At 76.4% G+C, this 18,557-nt stretch carries 11 protein-coding genes; 4 read left to right on the top strand and 7 right to left on the bottom strand.

The features are described from left to right. Positions 1-43: 43 nt before the first annotated feature. The 5 genes from FB586_RS00885 to dcd form a co-directional block, all read right to left on the bottom strand. On the bottom strand, positions 44-2,020 hold the full coding sequence (locus tag FB586_RS00885; protein ID WP_136517465.1) for a glycoside hydrolase family 15 protein: 1,977 nt from the start codon (positions 2,018-2,020) through the stop codon (positions 44-46). Further along, on the bottom strand, positions 2,017-2,910 hold the full coding sequence (locus FB586_RS00890) for an SDR family oxidoreductase (RefSeq protein WP_136517466.1): 894 nt from the start codon (positions 2,908-2,910) through the stop codon (positions 2,017-2,019). Before FB586_RS00890 ends, FB586_RS00885 begins: the two co-directional genes overlap by 4 nt. Positions 2,911-3,049: 139 nt before the next feature. After that, a complete protein-coding gene (locus tag FB586_RS00895; protein ID WP_136517467.1) occupies positions 3,050-3,511 on the bottom strand; it encodes a hypothetical protein in 462 nt (153 codons plus the stop codon). 98 nt (positions 3,512-3,609) lie between these two features. After that, the gene (locus FB586_RS00900) at positions 3,610-4,761 is read right to left on the bottom strand and encodes a hypothetical protein (RefSeq protein WP_136517468.1); all 1,152 of its coding nucleotides are present in this window, start codon (positions 4,759-4,761) and stop codon (positions 3,610-3,612) included. Between the two features lie 3 nt (positions 4,762-4,764). Then, positions 4,765-5,340: a dCTP deaminase gene (dcd, locus tag FB586_RS00905; protein WP_136517469.1), complete on the bottom strand. Its 576-nt coding sequence runs from the start codon at positions 5,338-5,340 to the stop codon at positions 4,765-4,767. 81 nt (positions 5,341-5,421) lie between these two features. Here dcd and FB586_RS00910 point away from each other — a divergent pair, with 81 nt between their 5' ends. Continuing rightward, the gene (locus FB586_RS00910) at positions 5,422-6,738 is read left to right on the top strand and encodes an MFS transporter (RefSeq protein WP_168800404.1); all 1,317 of its coding nucleotides are present in this window, start codon (positions 5,422-5,424) and stop codon (positions 6,736-6,738) included. After that, positions 6,735-9,335, top strand: coding sequence for a helix-turn-helix transcriptional regulator (locus FB586_RS00915; protein ID WP_136517471.1), 2,601 nt, complete (start codon positions 6,735-6,737; stop codon positions 9,333-9,335). The genes FB586_RS00910 and FB586_RS00915 overlap by 4 nt, the downstream gene beginning before the upstream one ends. Positions 9,336-9,479: 144 nt before the next feature. On the opposite strand, the gene FB586_RS19675 is transcribed toward FB586_RS00915, so the two are convergent. Continuing rightward, positions 9,480-12,674: an Ig-like domain-containing protein gene (locus FB586_RS19675; protein WP_187697830.1), complete on the bottom strand. Its 3,195-nt coding sequence runs from the start codon at positions 12,672-12,674 to the stop codon at positions 9,480-9,482. Positions 12,675-13,178: 504 nt separating this feature from the next. Between FB586_RS19675 and FB586_RS00950 the strand changes: the two genes are divergently transcribed. Both FB586_RS00950 and FB586_RS00955 read left to right on the top strand, forming a co-directional pair. Next, the gene (locus tag FB586_RS00950) at positions 13,179-15,647 is read left to right on the top strand and encodes a glycoside hydrolase family 94 protein (protein WP_136517472.1); all 2,469 of its coding nucleotides are present in this window, start codon (positions 13,179-13,181) and stop codon (positions 15,645-15,647) included. Positions 15,648-15,688: 41 nt separating this feature from the next. Continuing rightward, a complete protein-coding gene (locus FB586_RS00955; protein ID WP_136517473.1) occupies positions 15,689-16,726 on the top strand; it encodes an aldose 1-epimerase in 1,038 nt (345 codons plus the stop codon). Positions 16,727-16,789: 63 nt separating this feature from the next. Here FB586_RS00955 and FB586_RS00960 read toward each other — a convergent pair whose 3' ends face one another. Continuing rightward, positions 16,790-18,502, bottom strand: a complete 1,713-nt coding sequence (locus tag FB586_RS00960) for a GON domain-containing protein (protein WP_136517474.1) — start codon at positions 18,500-18,502, stop codon at positions 16,790-16,792. Positions 18,503-18,557: the final 55 nt, after the last annotated feature.

Genomic DNA, 18,557 nt, shown 5'->3' on the forward strand with positions numbered 1-18,557 from the left:
CGACGAGGCTAGGTCAGCGCCCCCTCGGTGCCGGCCTCGTGCGTCAGGACGCGGGCCGCGCCGGTTCCGCCGAGGACCACCGGTCCTGCCCGTGCGTGTGCGGCCGCGACGGCGGGTCGCCCGGCGACGGGTAGGCGCGCTCGTCCTGCGCGTCGACGACGTGCGCGTCGGTGTCGCCGCCGACCGCGAGCGCGGCGTGCACGAGGGCGAGGTGCGAGAGCGCCTGCGGCAGGTTGCCGAGGAACTCGCCCGTCCGGCCGTCGATCATCTCCGACCAGATACCCACGTCGTTCGCCTGCTCCAGCAGGTCGTCCATCCAGGCGCGCGCCTCGTCGACGCGGCCGAGCAGCGCGGCCGCGCGCACGCCCCAGAACGCGCACGCGACGAACGTGCCCTCCTCGTCCTGCATGCCGGAGTACCGCCACAGCAGCGGCCCGGAGCCGAGCTCGCGGCGGATCGCGTCGAGCGTCGACGACAGCCGCGCGGGGGTGTCGAACTCCTGGTCGACGAAGAGCAGCACCGAGGCGTCGAGCGCGTCCGTGCCGGGGTGCATGACGTACGCCTGCTTCTCGTCCGACCAGCACTCGGCCCGCACCCACGCGGCGATCGCCTCCGCCTCGGAGCGCCAGCGCACCGCGTCGCCCGGCAGGTGCCCCTCCTCCGCGAGGTGCGCCGCGCACAGCAGCGCGTGCCGGCAGCCCAGCGCGGAGGACGTGTAGCGGTGCTCGTCGGTGAGCTCCCAGATGCCGGCGTCGGGCTTGCGCCACGCGTCGCAGGCGCGGTCGGCCACGCCGGTGAGCACGCGGGCCGTCTCGGCGTCGAGCAGGTTGCCCGCGTCGACGTAGGTGCGCACGACGCCCATGAGGTCGCCGTAGGTGCCGAGCTGGAGCTGGCGCGAGGCCCGGTTGCCGTCGACGACGGGACCGATGCCCCGCCACCCGGGCACGTCGCGGTCGGCGCGCCCGTGCGCGAGCTCGCCGTCGAGCGTGAAGAACACCGACGGCGGGTGCTTGGCGACGGTCCGCAGGGTCCACGCCATCGCGGCGTGCGTCTCCTCGCGCAGCCCGAACCGCGTGAGCGCGTCGACGACGTACGCGACGTCGCGCACCCAGGCGTACCGGTAGTCCCAGTTCTTGCCGCCGTCCCAGGACTCCGGCAGCGCGGTGGTGCCGGCGGCGGCGACGGCGCCCGTCGGGGAGTGGATGAGCAGCTTGAGCGCGAGTGCGCTGCGCTGCACCGCCTGCGCCCACGGCCCGCCGTAGTGGAACTCGCGGGTCCAGGTGCGCCAGTTCTCGACGGTGCGCTCGATGCCCCGGTCCATCTCCTCCGGGTCGGGCACGTACACCGGCTCGTCCTGCGTGCCCGCGAGACCCAGCACGTGCCGGGAGCCCGGTGCGGTCGTGAGCACGCCCGCGACCTCGCGGTCGTCGACGTGGGTGGTCATCTCGCCCAGCGTCGAGACGACCACGGAGACGCCGTCCAGCGTGATGACCGGCCCCCGCCGGGTGCGGCGCACCCACGGGGACGCCGTGCCGAGCATGGTTCCCGGCACCACGCGCCACGCCATCGGCACGCTCCCGGTGACGCCCTCGACGCGCCGCACCAGCTCGCACCACGGCAGCCGGCCCGCGACGCCGGTGGTCATCGCGTCGGTCACGCGCGCCTCGCCCGTGGCCGTCACGAACCGGGTGACCAGCACGTTGGTGCCGGGCACGTACGCGCGGGCGACCTCGAACGGCACGGTCGGCGTGAGCTCGAGGAACCCGCCGCCGACCGCGTCGAGGACCGCCGCGAACGCGGGCTGCGTGTCGAGCACCGGCACCGGGAACCAGTCGATGCGGCCGTCGTCCGCCACCAGGGCGACCGTCCGGCCGTCCCCGATCGCCGCGTACGCGCGCAGCGGCACGTACCCGTCGGTGCGGGGCGTGGGCGGCCGCGGGTCGTCGGCGTCGCGCCGGCCGGACCCCGGGATGCCCTCGTCCGCGGTGAGCGAGTCCGGCAGCGCCGGGTCGTCGGTCACGGGGTCGGCATCCCGCCCGTCACCGCGATCGTCGCGCCGCTGACGTAGCTCGACTCCTGCGACGCCAGGAACACGTACGCGGGCGCGAGCTCGGCCGGCTGGCCCGCGCGGCCGTACGGCGTCTGCTCGCCGAACTCCGGCAGCGCCTCGGGCGGCTGACCGCCCGCGGCCTGCAGCGGCGTCCAGATCGGCCCCGGCGCCACGACGTTGACGCGGATGCCCTTGGGCGCGAGCTGCCCGGCGAGCGCTTTGGAGATCGTGTTGATCGCGGCCTTCGTCGTCGCGTAGTCCACGAGGTTGGGCGACGGCTGGTACGCCTGGATCGAGCTCGTGTTGATGATCGACGCGCCCTTCGGCAGGTGCGGCAGGGCCTCCTGCACGATCCAGAACAGCGCGTGCACGTTGGTGCGGAACGTCTGGTCGAAGCTCTCGCTCGTCAGGTCCGCGAGGTCCTCGACGTGCTGCTGGCGGCCCGCGATGTTCGCGATGACGTCGATGCCGCCGAGCTCGTCGACGGTCGTCCGCACGAGGCCGCGCGCGACCTGCTCGTCCGACACGTCACCGGGCGCGAGCACGCACCGACGGCCGGCGTCCTCGACGTGGCGCCGCACGACCTCGGCGTCCTCCTGCTCCTCCGGCAGGTACGACAGCACCACGTCCGCGCCCTCGCGCGCGAAGGCCACGGCCACCGCGCGGCCGATGCCGGAGTCGCCGCCCGTCACGAGCGCCCGGCGGCCCTCGAGGCGCCCGCTGCCGCGGTAGGTGTCGAAGCCGTGGTCGGCCTGCGGGGTCAGGTCCGCGTCGAGGCCCGGGCCGTCGAGCGTCTGCTCGGGGATCTCCGGCTGGGGGTACTGGGAGATCGGGTCGGTCATCGTGTACTGGTCGGCCATGGTGGGCCTCCTGTCGCGGCGTGGGGTGGTCGGCGGCGTCGGGTGGGTCGGGCAGATCGGGTGGTGGGGCACGGCCGGGGTGGTCACGCAGGGCGGGACCGGGTGGCGCGGGGACGCGGCGGGCTGTGCCGCACCGGCGTCAGCGCGACGTGGCGACCAGCTTGTTCGCCGTGGACAGCACGACGGCGTCCTCGGCGAAGCCTGCGGCGCGTCCGCTGAGGAACGCCGGTCCGTGGTCGGCCGCCCACTCGCGCCACGACGCCCCGCCGACGGCTCCGGCGAACGCGCCGGCGGCGCCCGCCAGCCCGGCGAGCACGACGGCGGGCACCTTGCGCCGCTCGACGAGCGCGAGCGCGACCGCACCGCCGGCGCCGGACAGCACGCGGCCCGTCAGCATCGGCGGGATCAGCCGGCTCGGCAGACCCGGCAGCTTGTCGGTGACGGTCTCACCCACGAGCGCGGTGCGCGCCAGCGTGCGCGCGAGCGCCGGTCCGACGCCGCGCTTCCCCTCGGTCGCGGCGAGCACGGGGACCGCCACCCCGACCGCCGCCCGTCCGCCGGCCGCCAGGCCGAGCGCTGCAGATCGCACGAGAGCTCCCATGCGTCGTGTCTACCTGCGCCCGCGCGGCCCGGCATCCCGAGCGGCGGGGCGGGCGGTCGCGCGGCGAGGGCGTCGCCGCGCCCGCCGGGGCGGGCGTCTCAGAGGTCCGCCGGGTCCACCAGGAAGTCGGACTCGTCGGCGATCTCGCCGCCCACCTCGGCGTGCAGGACGCGCGCGACCGCGCACACCAGGGGCGCGGAGCGGCTGCGCGCGACACGGTGGTCGAGCGTGGGACGCTCCTGCTCGAGCTGCTCGATCTCGCGCGGCTCCCAGCGCACCCGGTAGGCCACGACACCGTCCGCGACCCAGGGCAGGCCCTCGAGCAGCGGCGGCAGCTGCTCGGTCGCGGAGACCTCGACGGCCAGCATGCCGTCGACGCCCAGGTCGACGAGCACCCCGAACGCCTCGGCGGGCGGCGGCGCGGCGAGCATGAGCTCGTCGTACGCGTCGGCCTCGGCCATGAGCCGGTGCCGCTCGTCCTCGTCCGCGACGCCGTACCGCTCGAGGGCGGCGCGCAGCCCGGAGCCGCCCGCCTCCGGGGACCCGCCGACCGCGCCCTGCGACCCGCGGCCCGTGCGCGAGGCGGGCCCCGCCCACGACCCCGGCGTCGCCACGGAGAGGTACGCGCGCGGCTGCACGCGCTGCACGATGCGCAGGACGTCGTCGGGCTCCAGCCAGCGGGACGTCAGCACGGTCAGGTCGGTCGACGCGTCGGGGTCGGGCGTGAGGATCGCGCCGGTCTGCGTCCGCACCGCACCGCCGAGCCGTCGCGCGGCGGCCACGAGCCACTGGAGGACCCGCTCCTCCTCCCGCACGGGCAGACCGTCGGGGAACGCGCGCTTGAGCCCGTCCCGGTCGCCGCCCGGCCAGGGGCGCTCCCCGCGCTCGCGCGGCGCCGACAGGACCCACACCGTCCGCGTCGACGCCGGCAGCCCGAGCGCGACGGCGTCCTCGACGGCGACGCCGTACGGCCCCGCCAGGCTCGACAGCCGCGCGAGCCGCAGCGCGCGCACCGGCGTCGTGTTCGCACGGGCCCCGACGGACCGGATGCCGAGCGCCGCCGTGACGGCGGGCAGCACCCCGGTCCGGGTGGCCGCGTCACCGGGGGACGCGGCCTCCCACCGGACGTTGCGGAACCGGCTGGACGCGAGCACCTCCACCTCGTCCGGCTCGACGCCGTCCGGCAGCGCGAGCAGGTGCCGGTCCGCCAGCGCGGGGTCGTGCACGGGCAGCGGGGGCAGCGGCGCCACGCGTCAGACCTCCGTCCGGTGGAACCCCTGCCAGGACCGCGACGCCGTCGGCCCGCGCTGCCCCTGGTAGCGCGACCCGTACGCGGCGGACCCGTAGGGGTTCTCGGCCGCGGACGACAGCCGGAAGAAGCAGAGCTGCCCGATCTTCATGCCCGGCCACAGCTGGATGGGCAGCGTCGCCACGTTCGACAGCTCGAGGGTCACGTGCCCGGAGAAGCCCGGGTCGATGAACCCGGCCGTCGAGTGCGTGAGCAGCCCGAGCCGCCCCAGGGACGACTTGCCCTCGAGCCGGGCGGCGACGTCGTCCGGCAGGCTCACGCGCTCGTACGTCGATCCGAGCACGAACTCCCCCGGGTGCAGCACGAACGGCTCCTCCGGCTCCACCTCGACGAGCCGGGTCAGGTCCGGCTGCTCCGCCGAGGGGTCGATCACCGGGTACTTGTGGTTGTCGAACAGCCGGAAGAACCGGTCGAGGCGCACGTCGATGCTCGACGGCTGGATCATCGCCGGCTCGTACGGGTCGAGGGCCACGCGGCCGGACTCGAGCTCGGCGCGGATGTCACGGTCGGAGAGCAGCACGCGCCCACGGTAGTGGGCACGCGGCGTCCGGCGGTGCGGTGGTCCGCGAGGCCCGCGGCGGCGGTTGCTACGGTGGCGGGCGTGGTGGGGACCGACGGCCGGGAGGCCGTGCAGCGCGGTCCCCTCGTCGGCTCTCTCGCCGTCGTCGCCGCGGCGCTCGCGGCCTGCTACGGCGCCGTCGTCGCCGTGCTGCTGCCGGCGCAGGTCGCGGCGATCGACCCGGCGGCGAAGGTCGGCAACCTCGCCCTCGTGAGCACCGTGTCGTTCGCGTGCACGATCGCCGCGCAGCCGCTGGTGGGGGCGCTGAGCGACCGCACGCGCGGCCGCTGGGGCCGGCGGGTGCCGTGGGCGGTCGCCGGGACGCTCGTCGCGGCCGCCGGCCTGCTCGCCCTCGGCGGTGCGACGACGCTCGCCGCCGTGACCGTGCTGTGGGTGGTCACGCAGGTGGCGCTCAACGGGCTCGACGTCGCGACCTCGGCGGTCGTGCCGGACGACGTGCCGCCGCGGCGGCGTGGGCGGGCGTTCGCGCTCATCGGGCTCGGGGCCGTCGCCGGGGGTGCCGTCGCGGTGCTGGCCGCCGGGGCGTCGGCCGCGCGTCCGGGCCGCGTATGGACGGGGCTGGCGGTGACGGTGCTCGTGGCGACGTCGGTCTTCGTGGCGGTCGAGGCACGGCGCCGACGCCCGTGGGACAGCGACGCCGCCGCGGGCGACGCGCCGGTGCGCCCGCCGTTCTGGCGGGGCCTGCTGGTCGACCCCCGCCGTGAGCGCCGCTTCACCGACGCGTTCGTGTCCCGCCTGCTGTTCGTGCTGGCCTACCAGCTCGTCTACGCCTACCAGCTCTACGTGCTCACCGACCACGTGGGGGTGCCCGCACGGGCGGCGACCGCCCTGACCGGCACGCTCACCGCGACCACCCTCGCGGCCGTGCTCGTCGCCGTCGTCGTCACGGGCTGGTGGAGCGACCGGGTCGGGACGCGCACCCCGTTCATGCTCGGGGCGTGCGGGCTGCTCGCCGTGGCGATGCTCGTGCCGCTCGCGGTCCCGACGACCACCGGCATGACCGTCTTCGCCGTGCTCAAGGGCGTCGCCTTCGGGGCGCACATGGCGTCGGGCACGGCCCTGGTGACGGAGGTGCTGCCCGCCGGCGGCGCGAGCGCGGGCAAGGACCTCGGCCTCTACAACGTCGCGACGAACCTGCCGCAGACCGTCGCCCCGGCGCTGGCGGCGACGGTCATCGCCCACCTGGGCGGCTACCCGGGGCTGTTCGCGACCGCGGCCGGTGTGGCGGTGCTCGCGCTGGTCGTGGGCGTCCGGCTGGCGCGGCGCGGGCTCCCGACGGCGGGCGGGGCGGGGCCGCACGTCGCGCAGCCGGTGGTCACGGGCGGGGGGCGGACGTGAGCGCCGACGACGTGCGCCCGCGGCCGGAGCGCGAGACGCCGGCGCTGCACGGGGCGCCGCGCCTCCCGTCGTGGGCCGTCCCCCGCCCGCGGCTCGTCGCCGCGCTCGACCGGCGCGCGCCGCTGACCGTCGTCCGCGCCCCGGCCGGCGGGGGCAAGACCGTGCTGCTGGCCGAGTGGGCCCGGGCGTCCGGGGACCCCGCCCTGCGCGGGGTCTGGGTGTCGGTGACGGCGCCGTCACCGGGGCGGCTCGCGTTCTGGGGGCAGGTCGCGGCGCTCGTCTCCGACGCCGGGCTGGGGCCGCCGGACGGTCCGCTCGCCGACGGCGACGGGTCCCTCGCCGAGGTCGTCGACCTGCGGGCCTTCCTCACGCGCGCGTTCGCGGGGCTCGGGTCCGCGACGCTCGTCGTCGACGACGCGGACCGCCTGGACGACGACGTGGTCGAGGACCTCGTGCACGTCGTCACCGCCGTGCCGACCGTGCGGCTCGTGGTGGCCTGCCGGTCCGTCACGGCGTTCGAGTCCGCGCGGGTGCGGCTCGTGCTCGACTCGGAGGTGCTCGACGGGGCCGCGCTCGCGCTGACCCCGCAGGAGACGGCACGGGTGCTGGGCGTCCCGGAGCCCGACGCCGCCGCCGTGCACCGCGCGACCGACGGCTCACCGCTCGCGGTCCGCGCCGTGCTGCTGGAGCGGGAGGCGGGCGGCGACGTGGACCCGCGCCAGGCGCTCGAGCAGCTCGTGGCGGCGGCCGTGGACGCGCTCGACGCCCCTGTGCGCGCGTTCGCCGCGGCCACCGTGACGGCCGACGTCCTCCCGCCCGACCTGGCCCGCACGCTCTCCGGCGCGCAGGACGCGGACGCCCTGCTCGACCACGTGGCCCGCCTCGGCCTGGGGACGTGGACGCACGTCCGCGGCGAGCGGGCGCTGGCGTACACGTCGGTCGTGCGGCAGGCGCTGCGCGCGCGGCTGCGCCGGGAGGACCCGGCCCGGTTCCGTGCCCTGCGCCGCGCGGTCGCCGTGTGGGCCGACGCGCACGGCCGCCCCGTGGAGGCGGTGGAGGCGGCAGTCGACGCCGACGACCTCGACCTCGTGACGGCGGTGCTGCGGCACCACTGGCGGGGGTTCCTGTCGGAGCACGCGGGCACGGTGCGCCGCACGGTCGCCCCCCTGGGGCTCGTGCGGCTGCGGCGGCACCCGGTGATCCTGTTCCTGCTCGCCCTCGGCCACAACGCCGACCGCCGGTCGCGGGCGGTCGCCGTCGCCCTGTTCGGCCTCGCGACGGCGACGGCGCGGGCGCAGCGCCACCGGGCGTCCGCGCCGGACCGGGTCGCGATGCGGCTGATCGAGACCGTCGCGCTGCGCGTGACGGGTCGGGCCGGCGCCGCCGCGCACGCCGGGGACGACCTGCTGGCCCTGCTCGAGGACCTCGCGCCCGCGGACCGGTCGGAGGTCGAGGACCTGCTCAACCCCGCCTACCTGCACACCGGGCTCGCCTACCTCTACGACGGCCGCCCGGACGACGCCGCAGCCGCGGGCGAGCGCGCCCTCGCCGAGGCGCGCCACGACCTCGGGCGCCTCGGGGCGCTGTCCCTGCTGGCCGGGCTGCACGCGCTCAGCGGCTCGCTCGAGGCGGCGGAGGGGTACGCCGCGGACGTGCGCGGCCGCCGCTGGCCGGAGGGGTCCGTCGACGGGTACACCGGCGCCCTGCACCAGGTCGCGGAGGCGGTGCTCGCGCTCGAGGCGCTCGACCCGGCCCGGGCGCAGGCGCACCTCGACCGGCTCGCGCCGCACCGGGAGACGATCGAGCACTGGCCGCTGCTCGCGCACGTGCAGGCGCACGTCGACCTGCTGACCTCCGGTGCCGAGACGGCGATCGAGCGGCTCGCCAGCACCCGCCGCGCCCACGCGCGCCGGCAGTCGACGCACCGCGCGACGGCCGCCCTGCTGGACGCGACGCACGCGCTGCTCGTCACCGCCGCGGGCCGCCCGCTCGCGGCGGCGGCGGCCCTGCCCGACGCACGCCCCGGACCGGCGCTGACGATCGCCCGGGCCCGTGCGGAGCTCGTGGCGGGCCGGCCCGCGCAGGCGGTCGCGTCGCTCGCGGGCTCCGCCGTACCCGGACTGCCGCCGCGGACGCAGGCCGAGCAGGCGCTGCTCGAGGCCGCCGCGCTCGCGGCCGACGGCCGCCAGACGCAGGCCGTGCCCGCCCTCGCACGCGCCCTGGCGCTGCTGCGGGTCCACCGCCTGCGCCTGCCGCTCGTGCTCCTGCCGGCGGGGCACCGCGCCCGGCTGCGGGCCCTCGCCGTCGCGCGCGGCCTGCCCGACGCCGACCTGCTCGCCGCCGACGTCCCGGCGGTCCTGCCCGACGTCGCCGCCGCCCCGGAGCTCACACCGCGCGAGGCGGTCGTGCTGCGCGCGCTGACGCGCTCCGGGTCGACGTCCGAGATCGCGGCCGAGCTCGTGGTCAGCCCGCACACGGTGAAGTCGCAGCTGCGCACGCTCTACCGCAAGCTCGGTGCGACGTCCCGGGCGTCGGCGCTGGCGTCGGCACGTGCGCACGGGCTGCTGGAGGCGGACGAGACGGTCCCCGGCGCCTGAGCGCCGGCCCGGCCCCGCACGCACGCCGGCCGCGCACGCACGCCGGCCACGCGCACGCCGGCCACGCGCACGAGGGCCGCACGCGCACGAGGGCCCGGTGCCGCTGCTCGACACCGGGCCCTCGTCCCTCACGCGGTCAGGGCGTCAGCCCTCGGCACCCCGTCGCCGCAGCACCAGGGCCCCGGTGCCGCCGAGCACGAGCAGCGCGGCGAGGGCCGCGAGCCCGAGGCCCGCCCCGCCGGTCGCGGCCAGCGGGGACGTCGCCGCCGGGGCGGCCGGCGTGGCCGTCGGCGTCGGCGTCGGCGTCGGCGTCACCGCCGCCGGGAGGTAGGTGACGCGGGCCGAGGCCTCCGTCGCGTTCCCCTCGACGTCGAGCACCCGGTACCGCACCGGCGACGGGTCACCGGTGAAGCCCGCGGCGGGCGTGAAGGTCAGCACCCCCGTGGCGGGGTCGACGGTCCACGTGCCCTCGCCGGGCACCGTCAGCGTCAGCACCTCGGCGCCGGACGGGTCGAGCAGCCGGACCGTGGTCGGGTCGAGCTCGCCGCGGTCGTTGCCGACGACGTCGACCGTCGCCGGGGTGCCGGCCGCCACGCCCTCGCGCACGTCGTCGAGCGCGCGCGGCAGGTACGTCACGACGACGTCCGCGCCGGCGGTGCCGCCCGCGGCGTCCTGCGCCTCGTACCGCACCGGCGTCGGGTTGCCCCAGAAGCCGTCCTCGGGCGTGAACGTCGCCGTGCCGGCGGTCGTGTCGACCGTCCAGACGCCCTCGCCGGCCACGCGCAGCGTGGTGACGCGCTCCCCGGTGACGGGGTCGACGAGCCGCAGGGTCGAGGCGAGCAGGGCGCCCGCGTCGTTCGGCAGGACGTCGACGGTCACGGGGCTGCCGAGCTCGTTGCCCCGGCTCGCGTCGGTGTCGGCGACCGGCTGGTACGTGACCGTGACGGTCGCGGCGACGGTGTCGCCCGTGGTGTCCGTGACCTCGTAGGTGACCGGCGCGGGGTTTCCCGTGAACCCGTCCTCGGGCGTGAAGGTGACCGCGCCCGTGGCGGCGTCGACGGTCCACGTGCCCTCGCCCTCGACCACGAGGGTCGTGACGCGGTCGGTCCCGTCCACCAGGACGACCGACGTCGGGTCCATGTCGCCCGCGTCGTTCACCAGGACGTCGACCGTCACGGTGTCGCCGATGGTGTTGGCCAGGTCGACGTCGTCCGTCGCGTCCGGCACGTAGCCGACGGTGGCGGTCGCGGAGACGGTGTCGCCGGTGCTGTCGGTGACCTCGTAGACCACGGGGGCGGGGTCGGTGAGGAAGCCGGGCTCCGGCGTGAACGTCACGGCGCCGGTGCGCGGGTCGACCGTCCAGCGGCCCTCGCCCTCGACGACGAGCTCGCTCACGCGCTCGGTGCCGCGCACCAGGACGACGGACGCGGGGTCCAGGTCGCCGCGGTCGTTCGCCAGCACGTCGACCGTGACGACGTCACCGATGGCGTTGCCGAGGTCCTCGTCCGCGACGGCCTCGGGCACGTAGCCCACCGTGACGGTCGCCGTGGCGGTGAGGCCGTTCTCGTCGGTGACGCGGTACGCGACGGGCGCCGGGTCGACGAGGAAGCCGTCCTCCGGCGTGAAGGTCAGGGCCCCGGTCGCCGTGTCGACGCGCCACGTGCCCTCGCCCTCGACGACCAGCTCCGTGCCGGCGGACCGACCGGCCGCCGCGTCCCACAGGACGACGGACGACGGCACGAGGGCCCCGCTCACGGCGGTGTCGTTGTCGAGCACGGGGACGCGCACGACGCTGCCGATGGTGTTCTCGAGGTCGGCGTCGTCCTGCGCGAGCGGCGGGCCGACCACGGTGACGGTGGCGGTCGCGGAGTCGTTCGCGTCCGGGCCGCGGTCGGTCACCGACGCGGTGTTGGTGAGGACCGTGTTCGGCGCGTCCGTGACGTCCTGCTCGTAGACGACGGTGAGCGTCTCGCCGACGTCGAGGCCGCGCACGCCGTCCTCGTCGCCGCCGACCGGCGCGAAGGGCCGCGCGCAGACCAGGGCGGCCGGCATGGCGTCGCCCACGGCCGCGTCGCACGTGACCGGGCCGCGCTCGAGCGCGTCGTTCGTGCCCCCGTCGACCGTGACGGAGCGGATGGTGGTCGGACCGGCCCCGGGGACCGTGTCGGTGAGCGTGACGACGTCGCCGCGCGTCATCGCCGCCGGGCCCGCGTTCCGGACCGTCACGGTCCACACGAGCGTCGAGCCGACGGGCGCGACCGCCGTTCCGGCGGGGGCGTCCTCGACCGCCACCTGCTTGGTGACGGCGAGGTCGTAGGCGCACTCCACCCAGTCGAGCGTGATGGAGCCGTTCGCGCCGGCACCCGTGCCGGTCTGGCGCCCGACGGGCGTCGCGGCGACGTCGCGCGCACCGGCCGCGACGGTGCTGGAACCGCCGCCACCGCCGCCGCCCGCGACGGTGTCGATGCCGTTGTCGCCGTTCTTCAGGACGGTCGAGGCGCCGCCGCCACCGCCGTACAGGCCGCCACCGCCGCCACCGCCGGCGTCGTAGTTCGGGTCGGGCGCGCCCGCGCCACCCGTGCCGCCCTGGCCGGGCAGGCCGTTCAGGCTGGTGTCCGTGCTGTGCACGCCGCCCGCGCCGGGGGCGTCCGCCCCGCCGCCGGCGCCACCGCCGACGACGACGCCCGCGCCCTCGTACCCGGCCGTGCCGGCCTCGCCCGCGGCGACCGTGCCGGGGCCGGTGGGCAGGCCGGCGTCGCCGCCGAAGCCGTCCGTGGTGACGGAGTGGCCGCCGCCGCTGCCGCCACCGCCGCCGGCGAGCACCGCGGGCGCCGTGGCGTCGCCGAGGTGCAGCACGCTGTAGCCACCACCGCCGGCACCGCCGTGCTGGGTGACGGCGGTGCCGCCGGCGCCGCCGCCGTTCGTGCCGCCGACGCCGCCGACCCGGCCGACGTACACACCGCCGCCGCCGCCCACGACGCCGCTGAAGGACGTGCCGGGCAGGACGTCGAACGTCGCCGTGATGCTCGCCGCGGCGCCGTTGGACCCCATGCCGTTCGCACCGGCCGCGCCGCGGCCGCCTGCGCCGCCGACGACGGTGGCCGTGACGGCGCAGACGCCGTCCGGCACGGTGCCGGCGACGGTGTCGCCGACCTGGAACGTACGGGTCGGTGCGGCCGGGGCCGGAGCGGCGAGAGCCGCGGCGGGCAGCGCGACGACGCTCGCGAGCGCGAGGCCGAGGGTCGTCAGGGTCGCGGCGCCGGAACGGGCGGCGCGCGCGGCCCCGCTCGGGCGTGCGGTGGTCGTCCGCGGGTGTGACGCGGGCAGCCTCTTGGGCACGTGGTCCTCCAGGTTCGGGTGGGCGCGCCCTCTCCCCGCGGTGCTGCGACGGCAGGGGCGGGCCGGACGGCTCGTGGGTCCGGTGGACGGGCGCTCGTCCGATGCTCGGGGTGCGGAGAGCGCCTCCCCGACGGGCGGCGGCCTTTTCACACCGGACTTCACACCGGCCGTGCCCGGCCTCTCCCGATCCGTCGGGAACGTCCGTTTCCGCTGGTCACGCCGACAGCGCGCCCGCTCGCCGGTCGGGGCTCGCGCGTCGCGGCGGCGCGGGGTCCCCGACGCCCGGCGCCGTGCCGCCGCGGTGAAACCTGCCGACCCGTTCCGGGCCGGGGCACCGGCGGCTATGCTGTCGGTCGACAGGCGTGGGAGCGCTCTCGCGCACCACGCCGCACCAGCAGAGACATCACGACCAGGTACCCGAGCAGGGCCGCTGACCTGGGCCGCACCGCTCGGTGCCGACCCGTGCCGACGGCCACGTGCGACGGCGCACGCGAGAGGCATGACATGCGTTTCGGCCACTTCGACGACGAGGCCCGCGAGTACGTCATCACGACGCCGCACACGCCCTACCCCTGGATCAACTACCTCGGGTCGGAGCGGTTCTTCTCGCTGCTCTCCCACCAGGCCGGCGGGTACTCGTTCTACCGCGACGCGAAGATGCGCCGCCTCACGCGGTACCGCTACAACAACATCCCCGCGGACGCGGGCGGCCGCTACCTGTACGTGCACGACGAGGGCGACGTGTGGACCCCGTCGTGGCTGCCGGTGAAGGCCGAGCTCGACCACTTCGAGACGCGGCACGGCCTGGGCTACTCGCGCATCACCGGTGAGCGCGGCGGCCTGCGGGTCTCGACGCTGTTCTTCGTGCCGCTCGGCGAGGACGCCGAGGTGCAGAAGGTCACCGTCACCAACACCTCCGACGCGGAGAAGACCGTCACGCTCTTCTCGTTCGTCGAGTTCTGCCTGTGGAACGCCCAGGACGACCAGACGAACTACCAGCGCAACCTCTCGATCGGCGAGGTCGAGGTCGAGCAGGACGGCCCGCACGGGTCGGCGATCTACCACAAGACCGAGTACCGCGAGCGCCGCGACCACTACGCCGTCTTCGGCGTGAACACCCGCGCCGACGGCTTCGACACGGACCGCGACACGTTCGTCGGCGCGTACAACGGGCTGGGCGAGGCCGCCGTGCCCCGCGCCGGGGCCTCGGCGGACTCGGTCGCGTCGGGCTGGTACCCGATCGGCTCGCACTCCGTGCACGTCACGCTCGCCCCGGGCGAGTCCCGCGAGCTCGTCTACGTGCTCGGGTACCTCGAGAACCCGCAGGACGAGAAGTGGGCGGACGACGCCCACCAGGTCGTCAACAAGGAGCGCGCGCACGCGCTGCTGGGCCGCTTCGCGACGAGCGAGCAGACCGACGCCGCGTTCGACGCGCTGCGCACCTACTGGACCGACCTGCTCTCGACGTACTCGGTGCGCTCCACCGACGAGAAGCTCGACCGGATGGTCAACATCTGGAACCAGTACCAGTGCATGGTCACGTTCAACATGTCGCGCTCGGCGTCGTTCTTCGAGACCGGCATCGGCCGCGGCATGGGCTTCCGCGACTCCAACCAGGACCTGCTCGGCTTCGTCCACCTGGTCCCGGAGCGGGCGCGCGAGCGCATCATCGACATCGCGTCGACGCAGTTCCCGGACGGCTCCGCGTACCACCAGTACCAGCCGCTGACGAAGCGCGGGAACAACGACATCGGGTCCGGCTTCAACGACGACCCGCTGTGGCTCATCGCCGGCACCGCGGCCTACGTCAAGGAGACGGGCGACTGGTCGATCCTCGACGAGCCCGTGCCGTTCGACAACGAGCCGGGGTCGGAGGTGCCGCTGTTCGAGCACCTCACGCGCTCCTTCGAGTTCACGGTCAACCACCGCGGCCCGCACGGCCTGCCCCTCATCGGCCGCGCCGACTGGAACGACTGCCTGAACCTCAACTGCTTCTCCACCGAGCCCGGCGAGTCGTTCCAGACCACCGAGAACAAGGGCGGCGGCGTCGCCGAGTCGGTCTTCATCGCCGCGCAGTTCGTGCTGTACGGCGCCGAGTACGCGGAGCTGGCCGAGCGGCGGGGACTCGGCGAGGTCGCGTCCCAGGCGCGCAAGGTCGTCGAGGAGGTCCGTCAGGCCGTGCTCGACCACGGCTGGGACGGCCGCTGGTTCCTGCGCGCGTACGACTACTTCGGCAACCCCGTCGGGACCGACGCGAAGCCCGAGGGCAAGATCTGGATCGAGCCGCAGGGCTTCGCCGTCATGGCGGGCATCGGCGTGGGCGACGGCCCGGACGACGCGGACGCCCCCGCGGTGCAGGCCCTCGACGCGGTCGGGGAGATGCTCGGCACGCCGCACGGCCTGGTGCTGCAGTACCCCGCGTACACGACGTACCAGCTCGAGCTGGGCGAGGTCTCCACGTACCCGCCGGGGTACAAGGAGAACGGCGGCATCTTCTGCCACAACAACCCGTGGGTGATCATCGCCGAGACGGTGCTCGGCCGCGGCGACCGCGCCTTCGACTACTACCGGCGCATCACCCCCGCGTACCGCGAGGAGATCAGCGACGTGCACCGGCTCGAGCCGTACGTGTACGCGCAGATGATCGCGGGCAAGGAGGCGCCCCGCGCCGGCGAGGCGAAGAACTCCTGGCTGACCGGCACGGCGGCGTGGAACTTCGTCGCGGTGTCGCAGCACCTGCTGGGCGTGCGCCCGGACTACGAGGGCCTGGTCGTCGACCCCCAGATCGGCCCGGACGTCCCGTCGTTCACGGTCACGCGCGTCGCCCGCGGGGCGACGTACGAGATCGCGGTGACGAACTCCGGTGCGCGCGGCTCGCGCGGGCGGCTCGTGGTCGACGGCGCACCCGTCGACGGCAACCTCGTGCCGTACGCCCCCGCCGGCAGCACCGTCCGCGTCGAGGTCACGCTCTGACGCGGTCCGAACCGACCGTCACGCCGCCCGGGGGCACCGCCATGACGCTGATCGAAGCGATCGAGACGCTCGACGCACCCCTCGTCCGCCTGCAGCCGCGGGCGGGCGGGGTGCCGTCCCCGCTCGTCCCGGCGGACCCCCGGGTCGTCACGGTGCGCAGCGACGTGTGGGAGCTCGACGTGCTGCCCGCGACGGGCGCGTGCCTCGCGGCGGGGCGGGTGCGCACGTCGGACGGCGTCTGGAAGGACCTGCTGCGCCCCACCCGGCGCACGCACCTCGGTGACCCGGAGAGGACCGCGAGCTTCCCGATGGTGCCGTGGTCGAACCGGGTGCGCGACGGGGTGCTGCCGTTCCGGGGGCGGCGGTGGCAGCTGCAGCGCAACGCGGCGGACGGCACCGCGATCCACGGTGCGTCGCGGTACGCCGCGTGGGACGTCGTCGGCCGCACCGACGGCGCCGTGGCGCTGCGGCTGGACTCGTCCGAGCTCGTGGGCGTCAACTTCCCGTGGCGGTTCGCGGCGTCGGTGACGTACGCGCTGCACGGGCCGACGCTCACGGTGACGACCACCGTGCGCAACGTCGACACCGAGCCGTTCCCCGCGGGCTTCGGCCACCACCCGTACCTGCGGCGCGCACTCCTGCCCGTCGGCGCGCCGGCCGCCGAGTACCCCCTGGTGCCGGGGCCCGTGGTGCACGTCCCCGCGTCGGCGGGCTACCGGCTGTCGGCCGCGATGGCGACGGGCCCCGCGGGCGACGTCCCGCCGCGCGCGGACTACCGCACGCCCCGCCTGCTCGGGAGCACCTTCGTCGACGACGTGCTCACCGGGCTGGCGCCCGGCGCGCCCGTGCGGCTGGAGTACCCCGACGACGACGTGGTCGTGGAGATCGGCATGGACCCGGTGTACGAGCACCTCGTGCTCTACGCACCCCGCCGGCGCTGCTACTTCGCCGTCGAGCCCGCGACGAACGTCAACGACGGCTTCACCCTGCACGAGGCCGGCGTGCCCGGCACGGGTGTGTTCGAGCTCGAGCCCGGCGAGGAGCGCACGGGCGCGTTCACGATCACCGTCCGCGGCTGACCGCAGGCACCACCACGGGGACGGGGCCCGGGCACGCGCCCGGGCCCCGTGCCCGTGAAGGCGTCAGTCGAGGCGGGTCGCCCGTGCGGCGACGGCGGTCCCGGCGACGACGAGCAGCAGCGCACCCGCCAGGACGACGAACCAGGGAGCCGTCGCACCGGTGGCCGCGAGCGTCCCGTCGAGGGCGCCGGCGGCCCCCGTGGCCGGTGCGGCGGTCTCGCCCGGCGCCGGGGCCGGCGACGCGACCGCGACGGGCGTCGGGGTCGTGACCGGCGCGGGTGCCGCGACGACCTCGAGCCGTGCGGGGGCGCTCACGACGGAGCCGGCCGCGTTCGTGGCCACGGCGCGGACGAGCGCGTCGTCGTCCGCCGGCCCGACGGGGTCGAGCACGAGGACGTCCGTGACCGCTCCTGCGACGTCCTGCCAGGTGGCGCCGTCGTCCGCGGACCGCTGCCACCGCACCGCCGGCTCGGGGTCGCCGGCCACGTCGACGGCGAAGACCGCCCGCCCGCCCTCGTCGACGCGGACGTCGACGGGCGCGGCCACCGTGGGCAGCGCCGGCGCGACGGAGAGCGTCGCGGGACCGGTCTCCACCGAGCCGCCGGCGCTCGTCAGCACGGCGCGCACGAGCAGGCCGTCCGCGGCGGTCGTGACACCGGCGAGCGTGAGGGTGGTGCCGTCCTCGCCGTCGAGGTCCGCCCAGCTCGCACCACCGTCCGCGGAGACCTGCCACCGCACGCCCGGCGCGGGGTCGCCGCCCGCGCCGACCGTGAAGACCGCGTCGCCGCCGGACGCCACCGACACGTCGGCGGGTGCACCCGTCACGACCGGAGCGCCGGGGCCGACGGTCAGCGTGGCCGCGGCGGACGTGACCGTGCCGGCGGTGCTGGTCAGCACCGCGCGGAACCGCCGGCCGTCCTGCGCCGTCGTCACCGCGGGCAGCGTCAGGGTCGTCCCCGTGGCGTCCGGGACGACGTCCCACGGCGCGTCCGCGTCGTCCGAGACCTCCCACCGGACGGTGACCGGGACGAGGCCGCGCACGGCGACGGTGAACGTCGCGTCGGCGCCCGAGGCGACCGCGGTGTCGACCGGATCGGTCGTGACCTCGGGCGCGGCCCACGTCAGCGGGACGGCGGTCGGCGTCGTCGGGCCCGCACCGCCGCACCAGCCGTTCCCGCGCGTGACGACGCGCTGAGGGCTCGGCTGGGTGACGGTGCCGTCCTGCATCCACCCGCTGACGGCGAAGGAGCGCGCGTCGACACCGAACGGGGTGCCGCGCAGGTCCGCGCTGCCCTGGCCGTACTGGAGCGATCCCCAGGGGTAGTTGCAGGCGCTGCCGGTGGCCCAGTCCGCGGCCGTGCTCTCGCCGATCCTGCCGGTGCTCGTGGCGAACCGCCGGTCCGTCGCGTCGACCGTGGCCGGCTCGCCGGCGGACGTGGGGAGCGTCAGCCGCAGGCGCGCGTACCGGGTCGTGATCGTCTCGCCGGGGAAGTTCTCCCAGTCCGCGACGGTCTGCCCGACGTTCGTCGCGTCGCCGGCGGGCAGGGTCAGGTACTCCACGGGGGCGGAGGCGAGGTCCGCGCAGTGCACGTCGAACGTCCGGCCCTGCACGGTGAGGGTGTACGTGCCGTCGACGGCGTCGGGCAGCGCGGCCGCCACGTCGGCGCACGAGCCGTAGGGGCTCACGGCGGCACCGGCGGGTGCGGCAGCGGCGACGGGAGCCGCCAGGAGCGTCGCGGCGACCACGGCGGTGGCCAGGCGGGAGGATCTCGGCACGGATGTCCTTCGTCAGGGCGAGCGCACCGAGCGGCTGCCGGGCGGGCTCTCCATC

Origin of the sequence: Cellulomonas telluris, assembly GCF_004886325.1 — a bacterium.
Taxonomy (GTDB): domain Bacteria; phylum Actinomycetota; class Actinomycetes; order Actinomycetales; family Cellulomonadaceae; genus Cellulomonas; species Cellulomonas telluris.